The organism is Actinomadura sp. NPDC048032, from assembly GCF_040653175.1.
GTDB classification, from domain to species: domain Bacteria; phylum Actinomycetota; class Actinomycetes; order Streptosporangiales; family Streptosporangiaceae; genus Spirillospora; species Spirillospora verrucosospora.
In genome coordinates, this window is record NZ_JBEZJP010000196.1 from 1 (window position 1) to 13,716 (window position 13,716).

13 protein-coding genes and 2 tRNA genes are annotated in these 13,716 nt (G+C 73.1%); 9 read left to right on the forward strand and 6 right to left on the reverse strand.

Going from position 1 to position 13,716, the window contains the following annotated elements; genetic code table 11:
* Positions 1 to 63 precede the first annotated feature (63 nt).
* The 4 genes from AB0C69_RS23915 to AB0C69_RS23930 form a co-directional block, all read right to left on the reverse strand.
* Positions 64 to 134, reverse strand: a tRNA-Cys gene (locus tag AB0C69_RS23915).
* Positions 135 to 166: 32 nt separating this feature from the next.
* Positions 167 to 239, reverse strand: a tRNA-Gly gene (locus AB0C69_RS23920).
* A 42-nt stretch (positions 240 to 281) separates the two neighbouring features.
* Positions 282 to 1,253 carry a CHAP domain-containing protein gene (locus AB0C69_RS23925; RefSeq protein ID WP_360357067.1) on the reverse strand — a complete coding sequence of 324 codons (972 nt, stop codon included), beginning with the start codon at positions 1,251 to 1,253 and terminating at the stop codon, positions 282 to 284.
* A gap of 157 nt (positions 1,254 to 1,410) precedes the next feature.
* On the reverse strand, positions 1,411 to 2,214 hold the full coding sequence (locus tag AB0C69_RS23930) for a universal stress protein (protein WP_345183735.1): 804 nt from the start codon (positions 2,212 to 2,214) through the stop codon (positions 1,411 to 1,413).
* Between the two features lie 98 nt (positions 2,215 to 2,312).
* Between AB0C69_RS23930 and AB0C69_RS23935 the strand changes: the two genes are divergently transcribed.
* Complete coding sequence (locus AB0C69_RS23935; protein WP_360357070.1) at positions 2,313 to 2,909, forward strand: YceI family protein; 597 nt, start codon at positions 2,313 to 2,315, stop codon at positions 2,907 to 2,909.
* A 78-nt stretch (positions 2,910 to 2,987) separates the two neighbouring features.
* Here AB0C69_RS23935 and AB0C69_RS23940 read toward each other — a convergent pair whose 3' ends face one another.
* A complete protein-coding gene (locus tag AB0C69_RS23940) occupies positions 2,988 to 3,902 on the reverse strand; it encodes a LysR family transcriptional regulator (protein ID WP_345183750.1) in 915 nt (304 codons plus the stop codon).
* A gap of 93 nt (positions 3,903 to 3,995) precedes the next feature.
* Between AB0C69_RS23940 and AB0C69_RS23945 the strand changes: the two genes are divergently transcribed.
* The 7 genes from AB0C69_RS23945 (at position 3,996) to AB0C69_RS23975 (ending at position 11,530) form a co-directional block, all read left to right on the forward strand.
* Positions 3,996 to 5,141, forward strand: coding sequence for a TDT family transporter (locus AB0C69_RS23945; protein WP_360357073.1), 1,146 nt, complete (start codon positions 3,996 to 3,998; stop codon positions 5,139 to 5,141).
* A 100-nt stretch (positions 5,142 to 5,241) separates the two neighbouring features.
* Positions 5,242 to 6,321 carry an LLM class flavin-dependent oxidoreductase gene (locus tag AB0C69_RS23950; RefSeq protein ID WP_345183754.1) on the forward strand — a complete coding sequence of 360 codons (1,080 nt, stop codon included), beginning with the start codon at positions 5,242 to 5,244 and terminating at the stop codon, positions 6,319 to 6,321.
* The gene (locus AB0C69_RS23955; RefSeq protein WP_360357077.1) at positions 6,318 to 6,911 is read left to right on the forward strand and encodes an FMN reductase; all 594 of its coding nucleotides are present in this window, start codon (positions 6,318 to 6,320) and stop codon (positions 6,909 to 6,911) included. The genes AB0C69_RS23950 and AB0C69_RS23955 overlap by 4 nt, the downstream gene beginning before the upstream one ends.
* A 45-nt stretch (positions 6,912 to 6,956) precedes the next feature.
* Positions 6,957 to 7,313, forward strand: a complete 357-nt coding sequence (locus AB0C69_RS23960) for a metalloregulator ArsR/SmtB family transcription factor (RefSeq protein WP_345183758.1) — start codon at positions 6,957 to 6,959, stop codon at positions 7,311 to 7,313.
* Entirely contained in the window at positions 7,310 to 7,939 is a 630-nt protein-coding gene (locus AB0C69_RS23965) for an SRPBCC family protein (RefSeq protein ID WP_345183760.1), read from the forward strand. Before AB0C69_RS23960 ends, AB0C69_RS23965 begins: the two co-directional genes overlap by 4 nt.
* A 112-nt stretch (positions 7,940 to 8,051) precedes the next feature.
* Entirely contained in the window at positions 8,052 to 10,250 is a 2,199-nt protein-coding gene (hypF, locus tag AB0C69_RS23970; RefSeq protein ID WP_360357081.1) for a carbamoyltransferase HypF, read from the forward strand.
* Positions 10,251 to 10,429: 179 nt separating this feature from the next.
* On the forward strand, positions 10,430 to 11,530 hold the full coding sequence (locus AB0C69_RS23975; RefSeq protein ID WP_360357084.1) for a hypothetical protein: 1,101 nt from the start codon (positions 10,430 to 10,432) through the stop codon (positions 11,528 to 11,530).
* A 34-nt stretch (positions 11,531 to 11,564) separates the two neighbouring features.
* On the opposite strand, the gene AB0C69_RS23980 is transcribed toward AB0C69_RS23975, so the two are convergent.
* Positions 11,565 to 11,966: a PPOX class F420-dependent oxidoreductase gene (locus tag AB0C69_RS23980; protein WP_360357087.1), complete on the reverse strand. Its 402-nt coding sequence runs from the start codon at positions 11,964 to 11,966 to the stop codon at positions 11,565 to 11,567.
* Positions 11,967 to 12,053: 87 nt separating this feature from the next.
* Between AB0C69_RS23980 and AB0C69_RS23985 the strand changes: the two genes are divergently transcribed.
* Positions 12,054 to 13,716, forward strand: a 1,663-nt coding sequence (locus AB0C69_RS23985; RefSeq protein WP_360357090.1) for an MFS transporter, incomplete at its 3' end; no start/stop codon positions are given.

The following is a 13,716-nucleotide window of genomic DNA, read 5'->3' on the forward strand; positions in this document are numbered from 1 at the left end:
GTGGCCTCTACCGTGTCAAGGTAGCGCTCTCCCACTGAGCTAATCGCCCTTGCGTGTGCTGCGAGGTGGAGACGGGATTTGAACCCGTGTACACGGCTTTGCAGGCCGTTGCCTCGCCTCTCGGCCACTCCACCAGAGCGAGGCCTGCCTGACGGGGGCCTCTCAGAGCGGACGACGGGATTCGAACCCGCGACCCTCACCTTGGCAAGGTGATGCTCTACCAACTGAGCCACGTCCGCGTGCCGGTCCGGGGGTCGCCCCCCGGGCTCGCACGAACAACTCTAGCGGAATCCTGGAGTGCTTGCGTACCGGTCGGATGCGGAGTCGGTGAGCTCGGCGTGCAGGGTGTTCCAGAAGTCGAGCTCGCTGTCCTCTTCGAGGTGGGCGATGCGGCCCCAGAACTCGCGGTCCTCGGCCGCGTGGGCGGCGGCGAGGGAGATGGCGGGCATCAGGGTGGTGCCGGCGTCCGCGGCGTCGAGGTCGGCGGGGGTGACGTCGGCGGGGAGGGCGACCGGGGTGGCGGGGCGGTGGTGCTTGCCGCGCTTGCGGACGCGGATGGGCGGCGACGTGGGGGCCTTCGCGGCGGCGGCGCGTCCGGCCGCGAGGGCCACGGTGCCGCAGAGGACGAAGGCGAGGATGCCGCCGAGGACGACCTCCTGGGCGGGGACGTGCTCGGGGGCGGGGGAGTGCTGCTGCTGCTCGTGGGTGCGCGTCGTGGCGGCGGGGGCGCCGACCTGGTCGACGGCGGGGGCGGGCGCGGCGTGCTTCGGGGTGTACTTGGCCTCGACCTTGATCTTGGACGGGTAGCCGAAGCCGACGACGGAGTCCATGTCGCGGGTCTTGCGCATGAGCTTGTAGCCGTCGGCGTTGCCCTCGATGGTGTGGAGGGTGTGGCCGTCGACCTTCTCGACGATGCCGACGTGGTCGATCTGGTCGATGTCGCCGGAGCCGTTCCAGTCGTAGAAGACGATGGCGCCGGGTTCGGGGTCGTGGCCCCAGGCGTCGTTCTTCTTGAACCACTTGGCGTGGTCGATGGTGGAGGCGAACTGCCCGGCCTGGCCGGCGACGTCGGCCTTGTCGGCGGCCCAGGCGAGGAACATGTCGCACCAGGGCGCCGTCGAGAAGTACTCGTCGTGGTCGCCGTCGAGGTTCTTGCGGTACCACTCGCCGAACTTGGTGTAGCCGTCGCCCTTCTCGGTGTACCCGAGCTCTTTCGTGGCGATGTCGAGCAGCTTCTTGCCGATCGGGTCCATCTCGCTCCTGACGCGCCTCGCTCGTTCGGGCGAGGTGGCGCCCGATCGGGGGACGGAACGCGCCCCGGTCCAAGGTCACGTTCCGATCTCGACGGAATGTAGCCGAGGTAAACGGTGGGCGGCAACCGCTTCCAGGGAAACGGTCATAAGGGACTACTCAGTAGTAGCCTCGCGGGAGGACGGCGACCGGACAGGGCGCCGCGCGCAGGACCTTGAGCGCCACCTCGCCCAGGAAGACGCGGTGGGCGGCGGCGTCCTCGCTGGACGCGCAGACCAGCAGCTCGCCCTCGGGCCAGTCCACGTCCTCGAGCGCGTCCGCGACGTCGTCGCCCTCGGCGACCTCGGCGGTGACGTCCTCGGGGACCAGTTCCGCGGAGTCCAGGGCGAGCCGGATGGCGAGGGCGAGGTCGTCGCGGAGGGGCTCGGGGTTGACGTCGCCGATGGCCAGGGTGACCAGCCGGAGCGGCACCTCCAGCCGCTCGGCGGCCTGGGCGGCGCGGATGACCGCCTCGTCGCACTGGGGCCGCCGCACGTACATGACCGTGATCCGGGCCAGCTCGTCGGGCGGCCGGTGGCCGGACGGGGCGAGCATCACGGCCTCGGTCGCCGAGTGGAGCAGGTGGTCGGCGGCGGCGCCGACGCCGATGCGGCCGCGGGCGCCGCCCTCGGGGGAGCCGACGACGATCAGGTCGGCGCCGATCCGGCTGGCGAGGACGGTCAGGCCGCGCCCGACGCTGCGGCCCTCCTGGACGAGCAGGTCCGCGGGCTCGCCGTCCAGGAGGTCGGCCACCTGGTCCAGGAGCGCGCGGGCCTCGCCGGCCGCGGCGGGCAGGTCCGGCGGATGGACGGTCGCCACGCTCAGCCGGCCGCCGGTCAGCGCGACGATCCCGCGGGCGAGGTCGAGTGCCTCCCGGCCGCCCGCGTCGGGGACGTATCCGGCCAGCACGTGTTCACCGATCATGTACGAAGCATTCCCCCTCGGAGCCCGGACAGACCAGAGTGAGTTTTGGGGTACTTTTGCCGAGTTATCTGACTTTTGGGGGATTTATGGGTGGCGAGGTGCCCGACCTCGAAGCCGGCCGCTGGGCCATCGACCCGGTCCACTCCGAGATCACTTTCTCGGTGCGGCACCTGATGACGACGGTGCGCGGCTCGTTCCCGGACTTCGAGGGCGAGATCGTGATCGGGGAGGACCCGATGGAGTCCACCGCCCGGGCGGAGATCCGGATGGGATCGATCGACACCCGCAGCGCCGAGCGGGACGAGCACGTCCGCTCCGCCGACTTCCTCGACGTGCGCCGCCATCCGGTGATGAGCTTCGCCGGCACCGGCGTGGAACGTGCCAAGACCGGCCGCCGCGCCCGCACCCCCCGCTACCACCTGCTCGGCGACCTGACGATCAAGAACGTGACCCGTCCGGTCCGGCTGCTGACCGAGTTCCACGGCGTGGGCCCCGACCCGTGGGGCGGCGTCCGCGCGGGATTCACCGCGACCGCCTCCATCAGCCGCCGCGACTTCGGCATCGAGTTCAACATCCCGCTGCAGGGCGACCGGGTCATGCTCGGCGACGAGATCGCGATCGCGCTGGAGATCCAGACCGTGTTCACCGCCGCCGACGCGCCGCGCCCGGGGGCCGAGGTCCCGCTCGACCGCTGACCGCCGGCCCGAGCGCCCAGGCCCGGTCGCGCCGCGAGCCGCCAGGCGAGCGAAGTGGGCCGGGAGTTCGGAACACGGCTAGCCGCCGGCGCGGGAGGCGCGGGTCAGGCCCAGGAGGTCGCGGGCGGGACCGGCGGGGCGCCGGCCCGCCGGCCAGACCGCGCGCAGCGGGCGCGCGAGATCCAGTTCGGGGACGGGGACGCAGACCAGCCGCCCGGCGGCCACCTCGTCGGCGACGGCCAGATCGCTCACCACGACCGGCCCGGCTCCGGAGACGGCCGCCGCCTTCAGCGCGGTGGTGGACGCGAGCTGCAGCATCGGCGGCGCCGTCCCGCCGTGCGCGGCCAGAGCCCGGTCCAGGACCTCGCGCGTCCCCGACCCCTCCTCGCGCAGGACGAGCGGCGTCCGCGCCAGCTCGGCGGCCGGGACCCCGGAGCGCCGCCGCGCCCAGGGGTGCCGCGGGCCGACCACGACGACGAGCCGGTCGGTGGCGACGACGGTGCCGTGCAGCCCGGCCGGCGTGCGCGCCCCCTCGACGAACCCGAGGTCGGCGCCGCCGCCGCGCACCTGCTCGGCGACCACGGTCGAGTTGGCGGTGCGCAGGGTCACCGCGACGCCCGGGCGGACGGTCCGGAGGGTCACCAGCCAGCCGGGCATCAGGTACTCGGCGACCGTGAGGCTCGCCACGACGCGCAGCCGCCCGTCGCGCCGCTCGCGCAGCGCGTCGAGCCCCGCGTCGAGCGCCTCCGCCGCCGCGACCACCTGCCGGGCCCACTCGGCGACCAGCGCGCCCTCCTCGGTGGGACGGGAGCCGCGCGGCGACCGTTCGAGCAGTGCCACGCCGAGCTGCCGCTCCATCGAGCGGATCCGGGCGCTGGCGGCGGGCTGGGTGACGCCGACCTCGGCCGCCGCGCGCCCGACGCTGCCGAGCCGGACGACGGCGAGCAGCAGTTCGAGGGCGCCGAGGTCGGGGACGCGGTGCGAGACGGCCATGACCCCGATTCTACGGACCCATAGCTTTGCTTTATGGCCCCATAGAGCCATGACCTCTACTGATGGCCGCGAATGCGGTGGAACCTGGACCTCATGAGCCATCCCACCCCGAACCGCGCCCTGCTGGGCGCGCTCGACCGCCCGACCGAGGCGTTCCGGCATCTCGGTCCCAACTGGTACGCGGCCGTCATGGGCACGTCGATCGTTGCGAACGGGGCGAACGCGCTGCCGGTCGACGTCCCCGGCCTGCACGCCTTCGCCGTGGTCGTGTGGGCGGGCTCGCTGCTGATGCTCGTCGCGCTCATGGCGGCGCGCGCCGTCCACTTCGCCCGGCACGCGGACGTGGCGCGGTCCCAGCTCCTGGACAACCCGGCCACGGCGGTGTTCTACGGCTGCCCGCCGATGGCGATGCTCGCCGTCGGCTACGGGACGCTCATGCTCGGCCCCGAGGTGATCGGCGCCCGGGCGGCGATCGCGCTGGACGCCGTCCTCTGGACGCTCGGGACCCTCTACGCCGTGCTGGCCGCCGCCGGCGTCCCCTACCTCATGATCACCAGGCACCGGCCGGGGCCCGCGAACCCGACCTGGCTGCTGCCCGTCGTCGCCCCGATGGTCGCCGCGGCGCTCGGGCCCGCGCTCGTCCCGCACCTGCCGGAGGGGCAGGCCCGCGCCACGATGATGTTCGGCTGCTACGGCCTGTTCGGCGCGAGCCTGCTGGCCACGCTGGTCCTGCTGCCCGGCATCTGGTCGCGGCTCGCCGGTGGACCGCCGTCACCGGTGGCCCTCACGCCGACGCTGTTCCTCGTGCTCGGGCCGCTCGGGCAGTCCACCACGGCCGTCGTGCAGATCGCGAACGCGGCGGGGCAGGCCGCTCCCGGATACGCGGCGGCGGCGCGCGCGTTCGCCGTCCTCTACGGCGCGCCGGTGATGGGCTTCGCGCTGCTCTGGCTGGGCATCGCGGCGACCGCCAACCTGCGGGCGCTGCGCGGCGGCATGCCGTTCGCGATGACGTGGTGGGCGTTCACCTTCCCGGTCGGGACGTGCGTGACCGGCGCGTCCGGCCTGTCGCGGATCACGGGCCTGGACGCGCTGACCGGCGTGGCCGTGCTCCTCTACCTGCTTCTCGTCACGGCCTGGGCCGTGGCCGGCGTCCGGACGGTCCGGGGCGCGCTCAGCGGGCGCCTCTTCCTGCCCGCCGTCCCGCGCCCGGCGCCGCTGCTGCCGGCTCCGGCCGCCTAGCGGGGCGGTCACCGCGTCCTCCCCGGCGGCGGGGCAGGAATACCCGCCCGGGGGTCGCGGTTCGGTAGGATAATTGAAAGTTCTACTATTGGAGGCCGGCATGCAGTTCGGGATATTCACGGTCGGCGACGTCACCCCCGACCCGACCGACGGGCGCGTCCCGACCGAGGCCGAGCGGATCAAGGCCATGGTCGCGATCGCGCTCAAGGCCGAGGAGGCCGGCCTGGACGTCTTCGCGACCGGCGAGCACCACAACCCCCCGTTCGTGCCGTCCTCCCCGACCACGATGCTCGGCTACATCGCGGCGCGCACCGAGCGGCTGATCCTGTCGACCGCGACCACGCTGATCACCACCAACGACCCGGTGAAGATCGCCGAGGACTTCGCGATGCTCCAGCACCTCGCCGACGGCCGGGTGGACCTGATGATGGGCCGCGGCAACACCGGCCCCGTCTACCCCTGGTTCGGCAAGGACATCCGCGACGGCATCCCGCTCGCCATCGAGAACTACCACCTCCTGCACCGGCTGTGGCGCGAGGACGTCGTCGACTGGGAGGGGAAGCACCGCACGCCGCTCCAGTCGTTCACCTCGACGCCGCGGCCGCTCGACGGGGTCCCGCCGTTCGTCTGGCACGGCTCGATCCGCAGCCCGGAGATCGCCGAGCAGGCCGCCTTCTACGGCGACGGCTTCTTCGCCAACCACATCTTCTGGCCGACGGACCACTTCCAGCGCCTGATCGGCCTGTACCGGCGCCGCTACGAGCACTACGGGCACGGCTCCGCCGACCAGGCGATCGTCGGCCTCGGCGGCCAGGTCTTCATGCGCAGGAACTCCCAGGACGCCGTCCGCGAGTTCCGCCCGTACTTCGACAACGCGCCCGTCTACGGGCACGGGCCCTCCCTGGAGGAGTTCACCTCGGAGACGCCCCTCACGGTCGGCAGCCCCCAGCAGGTCATCGACAAGACGCTGACGTTCCGCGACCACTTCGGCGACTACCAGCGCCAGCTGTTCCTGATGGACCACGCGGGCCTGCCGCTGAAGACCGTCCTGGAGCAGATCGACATGCTGGGGGAGGAGGTCGTGCCCGTGCTGCGCAAGGAGTTCGAGTCGCTGCGTCCCGCGCACGTCCCGGCGACCGCCCCGACCCACGCGTCCCGTCTCACCGAGGAGGTGCGATGACCACGCTCGCCGTCGTCTCCGCCGGGCTCGGGCAGCCCTCGTCCACCCGGCTCCTGGCCGACCGCCTCGCCGAGGCGGCGGCCGGAGCCCTCCGGGAGGACGCGACCGTCGAGACGGTCGAGCTGCGCGACCACGCGCACGCCATGGTCGACGCGACCCTGACCGGCTTCCCGTCCGGGACGTTCCGCACCGCCGTCGAGACGGTGGCGAACGCCGACGGCCTCATCGCCGTGACGCCCGTCTTCAACGCGTCCTACAGCGGGCTGTTCAAGACGTTCTTCGACGTCCTGGAACGCGGTTCCCTGGAGGGCACGCCGGTGCTGCTCGGCGCGACCGGCGGCACCGCCCGGCACTCCCTGGCGATCGATTACGCGATGCGCCCCCTGTTCGCGTACCTGCGCGCTAGCGTCGTTCCGACCGGTGTCTTCGCGGCGTCCGCGGACTGGGGGAGCGCCGAGACCGCCCTGCCCGAACGCGTCGCCCGGGCAGGAGCGGAACTGGCCGCCCTGGTGGAGGCCCGTCCGGCCCCGCCGAAGGACGATCCGTACGAGGCGCCCGTCCCGTTCGAGCGGCTTCTCGCCGGACACTGAACTTGAGATTTGGCTTATATAAGCCGAGCCTGTAACTTGGGTCACGTGCACGCATTCGATGTGGTGGGCGACCCCGTCCGGCGCCGGATCCTCGAACTGCTCGCCGACGGCGAGCGCTCGTCCGGCGACCTCACGGCGGTCGTCCGGAAGGAGTTCGGGATCTCCCAGCCCGCCGTGTCCCAGCACCTCAAGGTGCTGCGCGACAACGGATTCGCCGTCGTGCGGGCGGAACGGACGCGCCGGCTCTACGCTGTCGACTCAGCACCGCTGCAGGAGTTGGACGCGTGGCTCGAACGCTTCCGCCGGTCCTGGACGCCGCGTCTGGACGCCCTGGCGACCGAGATCGCCCGCGGGAAGCGCGCACACCGCACGCATCAGGACGACCCAGGGAGCGAGACATGATCGAAGTCACCGGCCAGATCAACACGGTCACCCGCACGGTGGGCGAGAAGGCGCTGGAGTCCGGCACCGCGAGGACCGCGACGATCAGCAGGGTCTACGACACCGGCGTCGACGACCTGTGGAACGCCGTCACCGACCCCGAGCGGATCTCCCGCTGGTTCCTGCCCGTCTCCGGCGACCTGCGGCTCGGCGGCCGCTTCCATCTGGAGGGCAACGCCAGCGGGACGATCGAGCGCTGCGACCCGCCGAAGGGGTTCGCGGCGACGTGGGAGTACGGCGGCCAGACCACCTGGATCGAGGTCCGGCTGACCCCCGAGGCGGACGGCCGGACCCGGTTCGAACTGGAGCACACCGCCCTCGTCGACCCTTCGCAGAACCAGTTCGGCCCGGGCGTCGTCGGCATCGGCTGGGACATGGGGCTCCTCGGCCTCACCATCCACGTGGAGTCCGGCGAGGACGCCCGGGCCAAGCTCGGCGACTCCTGGGCCATGTCCGAGGAGGGCCGCGAGTTCGCGCGGCAGGCCGGCGAGGGCTGGTACGCCGCCGACGTCGCGGCCGGCGCCGACGAGGCCACCGCCCGCACCGCGGCGGACTTCACCATCGCCATGTACACCGGGGAGCAGTGACCTCCGGCGCCGAACACGCCCGGCGTCCGCCCCTCCTGCCGCGGAGTCGTCCATTGGGACACGCCCGGTAGCCTTCGGTCACCGACGGTGACCGGCAGGGCACAATGGCGGGGTGGACGTCAGGGTCGGTGTCCGCGTCGAGGGGGTCGTGCAGGGCGTCGGTTTCCGGCCCTTCGTGCACGGCCTCGCGACCGGCCTCGGGCTGTCGGGGCTGGTCGGCAACGACGCGGGCGGCGTGTTCATCGAGGTCGAGGGCGCTCCCGACAAGGTCGGGCGGTTCCTGGACGGGCTGCGCACGCGCCCGCCCCGGCTCGCCCTCGTCGAGCGCGTCACCACGCGGGAGCTGGACGCCGTGGGGCGCGGCGGCTTCGCCATCGTGGGCAGCGACGCGTCGGGCGAGCGCCGGGCCCTCGTGTCCTGGGACGCGGCGACCTGCGACGACTGCCTGCGCGAGATGCGCGACCCGGGCGACCGGCGCCACCGGTACCCGTTCATCAACTGCACGGGCTGCGGGCCGCGTTTCACGATCGTCACGGGCGTGCCCTACGACCGTCCGAACACCACCATGGCGGGCTTCGCGATGTGCGGGCCGTGCGCCGCCGAGTACGAGGACCCGGCCGACCGCAGGTTCCACGCCCAGCCGGTGTGCTGCCCGGCCTGCGGCCCGTCCCTCGCCCTGCGCCCCCACGCCGACGAGCCCCTGGAGGCCGCGCGGGCGGTGCTGGCGCGGGGCGGGGTCCTCGCGGTCAAGGGCCTCGGCGGCTACCACCTCGCGGCGCGGGCGGCGGACCCGGGGGCGGTGGCCGCGCTGCGCTCCCGCAAGCACCGCGAGGACAAGCCGTTCGCCGTGATGGTCCCCGACCTGGAGGCGGCCCGGGCCCTGTGCGACCTCTCGGCCGCCGAGGAAGAGCTGCTCACCGGGCCGCGGCGCCCTATCGTGCTCGCGCGGCGCCGGCCGGGCGCCGCCCTGGCGGACGCGGTCGCACCGGGAAACCGGTCCGTCGGCCTCCTGCTGCCCTACACCCCGCTGCACCACCTGCTCGTCACCGAATCGGTCGTCCTGACCAGCGGCAACGTCTCGGACGAGCCGATCGCCTACCGTGACGAGGACGCCCTGGAGCGGCTCGCCGGCATCGCCGACGCCTTCCTCCTGCACGACCGTCCCATCCACACCCGCACCGACGACTCGGTGGTGCGGACGTTCCGCGGCCGCCCGCTCCCCGTCCGCCGCTCCCGCGGCTACGCGCCGGAGCCGATCCCCGTCCCCGCCGGCCGCCCGGTGCTGGCCTGCGGCGCGGAGTTGAAGAACACGTTCTGCCTGACCCGCGACGGCCGGGCGTTCGTCTCCCACCACATCGGCGACCTGGAGAACCACGAGACGCTCCGCGCCTTCGAGGAGGGCATCGGCCACTTCCGGCGGCTGTTCGACGTCGCGCCCGAACTGATCGCCTACGACCCGCACCCGGAGTACCTGTCCACGAAGTACGCGCTCGACCAGGACCTGCCCGGGATCGCCGTCCAGCACCACCACGCGCACATCGCCTCCTGCCTCGCCGACAACGGCGCGGACGGCCCGGTGATCGGCGTCGCGTTCGACGGCACCGGGTACGGGACCGACGGCACCCTGTGGGGAGGCGAGTTCCTGGTCGCCGACCTGCGCGGCTTCGAGCGCGCCGGGCATCTGGAACCGGTTCCGCTGCCCGGCGGCGCCGCCGCGATCCGCGAGCCGTGGCGCATGGCGGCGGCCTACGGGGTCCCGGGCGACCTGCCGGTGGCCCGCCGCCCCGACTGGGCCGCGGTGACCGCCCTGACCCGGCGCGGCGTCAACGCGCCGCCGACCTCCAGCATGGGCCGCCTCTTCGACGCGGTAGCCGCCGTCCTCGGCGTCCGCGACCGCGTCAACTACGAGGGGCAGGCCGCCGTCGAACTGGAGCAGTGCGCCGACCCCGCGGAGACCGGCGCCTACCCGGCGGCGCTGAACGGCACGACCGGCTTCACGGTCGCGGGCGGCGAGTTCGTGGACGCGGTGGTGAGCGACCTCAGGGCCGGCGTCCCCGTCCCGGCGATCGCCGCGCGGTTCCACAACGGCGTCGCGGCGCTCGTCGTCGCCGCGGCCTCCCGCATCAGGTCGGAGACGGGCCTCGGCACGGTCGCGCTCTCCGGCGGGGTGTTCCAGAACATGCTCCTGCTCGGCCGCGCCGTCTCCGGCCTGGCCGACGCGGGCTTCGACGTGCTGACCCACCACCGCGTCCCTCCCAACGACGGCGGCATCAGCCTCGGCCAGGCGGCCGTCGCCACCGCCCGCGGCTGATCCGAGAACCGCCCTGGCCGGATCCGGACGCGCCGCCGTGGGCACCGGCGATCCCTCACCGATGGACCGTGCCCGCCAGGCGCGCGGCACCGGAGGCGCACGCTGGCGCGCGCCCGCGGGACGCCGCACTCGGAGCGAAACGGCGACGCGGCGCCCCGCCCGAAGGGCATGATCATCAGATGGCGGACGAAGGGGACGAGCGGCAAGAAGCCCGGCCGAGGTCGTGGGCCGTCCGGCGATGGGCGGCCCCGCTGGCGCTGGCCGTGTCCGTCGCCGCCTCCATCGGCGCCGTGAACCTGCTGGTGGACGGGTCGGCGGCCACCACTGCGCTGCCCGGTGACCAGCGCAGGCCGCACTTCATCGTCGCGGTGGGCAGGTTCGGAAGTGCCTCCCAGGGGCGCGGCCCGGAGCCGTGGTTCGAGGTCAGGGCGGTTCAGGCGGGCGGGGGGCGGCCTCTGGACTCGGTGCCCGCGCCGCGATCGGCCGGAGCGGCGCGGTCGCTCATCGAGGGGCCGGGGGGCGTGTTCGTGTTCTCCACCTTCAAGGAGAAGACGTGCACGACCCGGTTCCACCGGTTCCGCCTCACCGGCGGCGGCCGGGTGAAGGATCTCGGGCCGCTCGTGGAAGACACCGTTCCGGCGCGCGTGGCCGGGCTGGCCATGAGCCCGGACGGTGAACGGCTCGCCTACGCGACGACCCCCTGCGCGAAAGCCGCGCGGCCCCAGGCGACGGTGACCGTCCTCGACCTCGGCTCGGGCCGGACGCGAGCCTGGAGCACGGCCGCCCCCTCACTCGTCGGTGAGATCGTCTGGGCGGGCGACAGCCGCACGCTCGGCTACGCCGTCAGCGACGTGCGGCTGGATGCCGCGCACAGTCCCTTCCTCGAGGGCAGGGTCGGGAGCGTCACCGTGTACGCCCTCGACACGAACGGGCGGAGCGCCGATCTGCGGGACGGCCGCGTCCTGTTCCGGCAGCCCGACGACTCCGCCGCGGTCACCACGGCCGTGGTGAACCCGGGCGGGCGTGCGGGCTACGGCGCGATGAGGAAGGCGCGCCCGCCGAGCTTCGTCCTGTTCTCGTTCGCCGCCGGCAAGCCGATGAAGGTCACCCGGACCATCAGGCTGGATCCCGGCGGCGGGATGGTTCTCGGCTTGGCCACCGACGACGGCCCCCGGTACGCCTGCCTCGGAGGAGTCGACTCCTTCGGCAGGGTGACCGAAGGCGACTTCAGGGACACCGTGGACGGTGGCCAGAGCTGCGCGGTCGCCTACGGCTACTGACCGCCGTCCCGGCGCCCGCCGCCGGAAGGCGGTGTCAGAGGTTGCCCAGCACCCGGGTCGGGGTGATCTCGATGACGACGCGGTTCGGGTTCGGGCGCGGGGGCTTGTAGCGGGCGGTGTAGAGATCCTCCGCGTGGGCCACCGAGTCCGGGTCGGTCCGCAGGACGGCGCGGCCCTCGACGGTCGACCAGCGGCGGCCGTCCACCTGCGTGACGGCCGCGGGCAGGCCGGACGCGCCCGCGTCGCGGACATGGCGGGCCTTCGCCGAGGAGGCCGAAGTGATCACGCGGACGGTGCCGGCGTCCAGCGTCGCGCCGACGGGGACCGAGTGCGGGGTCCCGTCGGGGCGGAGGGTGACGAGCGTGCACAGGTGGCGCTCCCGCCAGAAGGCGAGGAGGCCCTCGTCGGTCAGGTCCAGCCGGTGTCGTCCGTCCACCGGAGTAAGCCTATCCGGACTGGCCGGTTTCGACGGGTTTATGATTAGTTAGCGTAAGAAAGTATCTCCGACGGGGGAGGGCGCGGCGTGCCGTCCAAGCACTATCCGTGGATCGCGCTGAGCAACACGACGCTCGGCATGCTGCTGGCCACGGTCAACTCCTCGATCGTGATCATCTCGCTGCCGGCGATCTTCCGCGGCATCCATCTGAACCCCCTCGAACCCGGCAACGTCAGCTACCTGCTCTGGATGCTGATGGGCTACATGCTCGTCTCGGCGGTGCTGGTGGTGACGCTCGGGCGGCTCGGGGACATGTTCGGGCGCGTCCGGATGTACAACGCCGGGTTCGCGGTCTTCACGGTCGGGACGCTCGTACTGGCGCTCGACCCGCTGCACGGGGGCGCCGGGGCGCTCTGGCTCATCGGCTGGCGGGTCTTCCAGGGGATCGGCGGCGCCATGCTGATGGCGAACTCGGCCGCGATCCTCACCGACGCGTTCCCCGCCCACCGGCGCGGCATGGCGATGGGCGTCAACCAGGTCGCGGGCATCGCCGGGACGTTCATCGGCCTGGTCGCCGGCGGGCTGCTGAGCGAGATCAACTGGCGGCTGGTGTTCTTCGCCTCGGCGCCCATCGGGATCGTCGGGACGCTCTGGGCGTACCGGAGCCTGGTCGAGACCGCCAGGCGGGCGGTCGGCGCGAGGATCGACTGGCTCGGCAACGTGACGTTCGCGGTCGGGCTGACCGCGCTGCTCGCCGCGATCACCTACGGGATCCAGCCCTACGGCGGGCACGACATGGGCTGGACGAACCCCTGGGTGCTCGCCGGGATGATCGGCGGCGTCGCCGTCCTGGCGCTGTTCTGCTGGATCGAGACCCGGGTCGAGCAGCCGATGTTCCACCTGAGCCTGTTCCGGATCCGGGCGTTCGCCGCCGGCAACCTGGCCGGGCTGCTCGCCGCGATCTCGCGCGGCGGGATGCAGTTCATGCTGATCATCTGGCTGCAGGGCATCTGGCTGCCGCTGCACGGCTACGACTACGAGGCCACCCCGCTGTGGGCCGGCATCTACCTGCTGCCGCTGACCGCCGGCTTCCTGGTCGCCGGGCCGATCTCGGGGCACCTGTCCGACCGGCACGGCGCCCGCGCGTTCGCCTCCGGCGGCCTCGTGCTGTCGGCGCTGGCGTTCGCCGGGCTGCTGGTGATCCCGACCGACTTCGGGTACGCCACCTTCGCGCTGCTGATCTTCCTCAACGGGATCGGCTCCGGGCTGTTCGCCGCCCCCAACACCACCGCGATCATGAACTCGGTCCCGGCGGACCAGCGCGGCGTGGCCTCCGGGATGCGCGCCACCTTCATGAACGCCGGCATGGTGCTGTCGATCGGCGTGTTCTTCTCCCTGATGATCGCGGGACTGTCCGACACGCTGCCGAGGACGCTGACGCGGGGCCTGACCGAGCACGGCGTCCCGCCCGGGCCCGCCGCCCAGGTGGGCGAGCTGCCGCCGGTCGGCACGCTCTTCGCCGCGTTCCTCGGCTACAACCCGATCCAGAACCTGCTCGCGCAGTTCCACGTGCTCGGCGGCCTCGCGCCGGACGACGTGGCCACCCTCACCGGCCGCTCGTACTTCCCGCACCTGATCTCCGAGCCGTTCCACCACACGAGTCCGAGCAGCTCCCGCGGTGACGGATCGGCGGCGTCCCGGAACACCGCCGCGTTGTTGACCCAGCCGGCGAGCGTCCCCGCCTCCTGCG

Bases quoted from the DNA above. Each gene is read 5' to 3' on its own strand.
- AB0C69_RS23925 (WP_360357067.1), bottom strand. From the start codon at position 1,253: ATGGACCCGATCGGCAAGAAGCTGCTCGACATCGCCACGAAAGAGCTC.
- AB0C69_RS23930 (WP_345183735.1), bottom strand. From the start codon at position 2,214: ATGATCGGTGAACACGTGCTGGCCGGATACGTCCCCGACGCGGGCGGC.
- AB0C69_RS23940 (WP_345183750.1), bottom strand. From the start codon at position 3,902: ATGGCCGTCTCGCACCGCGTCCCCGACCTCGGCGCCCTCGAACTGCTG.
- AB0C69_RS23945 (WP_360357073.1), top strand. From the start codon at position 3,996: ATGAGCCATCCCACCCCGAACCGCGCCCTGCTGGGCGCGCTCGACCGC.
- AB0C69_RS23950 (WP_345183754.1), top strand. From the start codon at position 5,242: ATGCAGTTCGGGATATTCACGGTCGGCGACGTCACCCCCGACCCGACC.
- AB0C69_RS23955 (WP_360357077.1), top strand. From the start codon at position 6,318: ATGACCACGCTCGCCGTCGTCTCCGCCGGGCTCGGGCAGCCCTCGTCC.
- AB0C69_RS23965 (WP_345183760.1), top strand. From the start codon at position 7,310: ATGATCGAAGTCACCGGCCAGATCAACACGGTCACCCGCACGGTGGGC.
- AB0C69_RS23975 (WP_360357084.1), top strand. From the start codon at position 10,430: ATGGCGGACGAAGGGGACGAGCGGCAAGAAGCCCGGCCGAGGTCGTGG.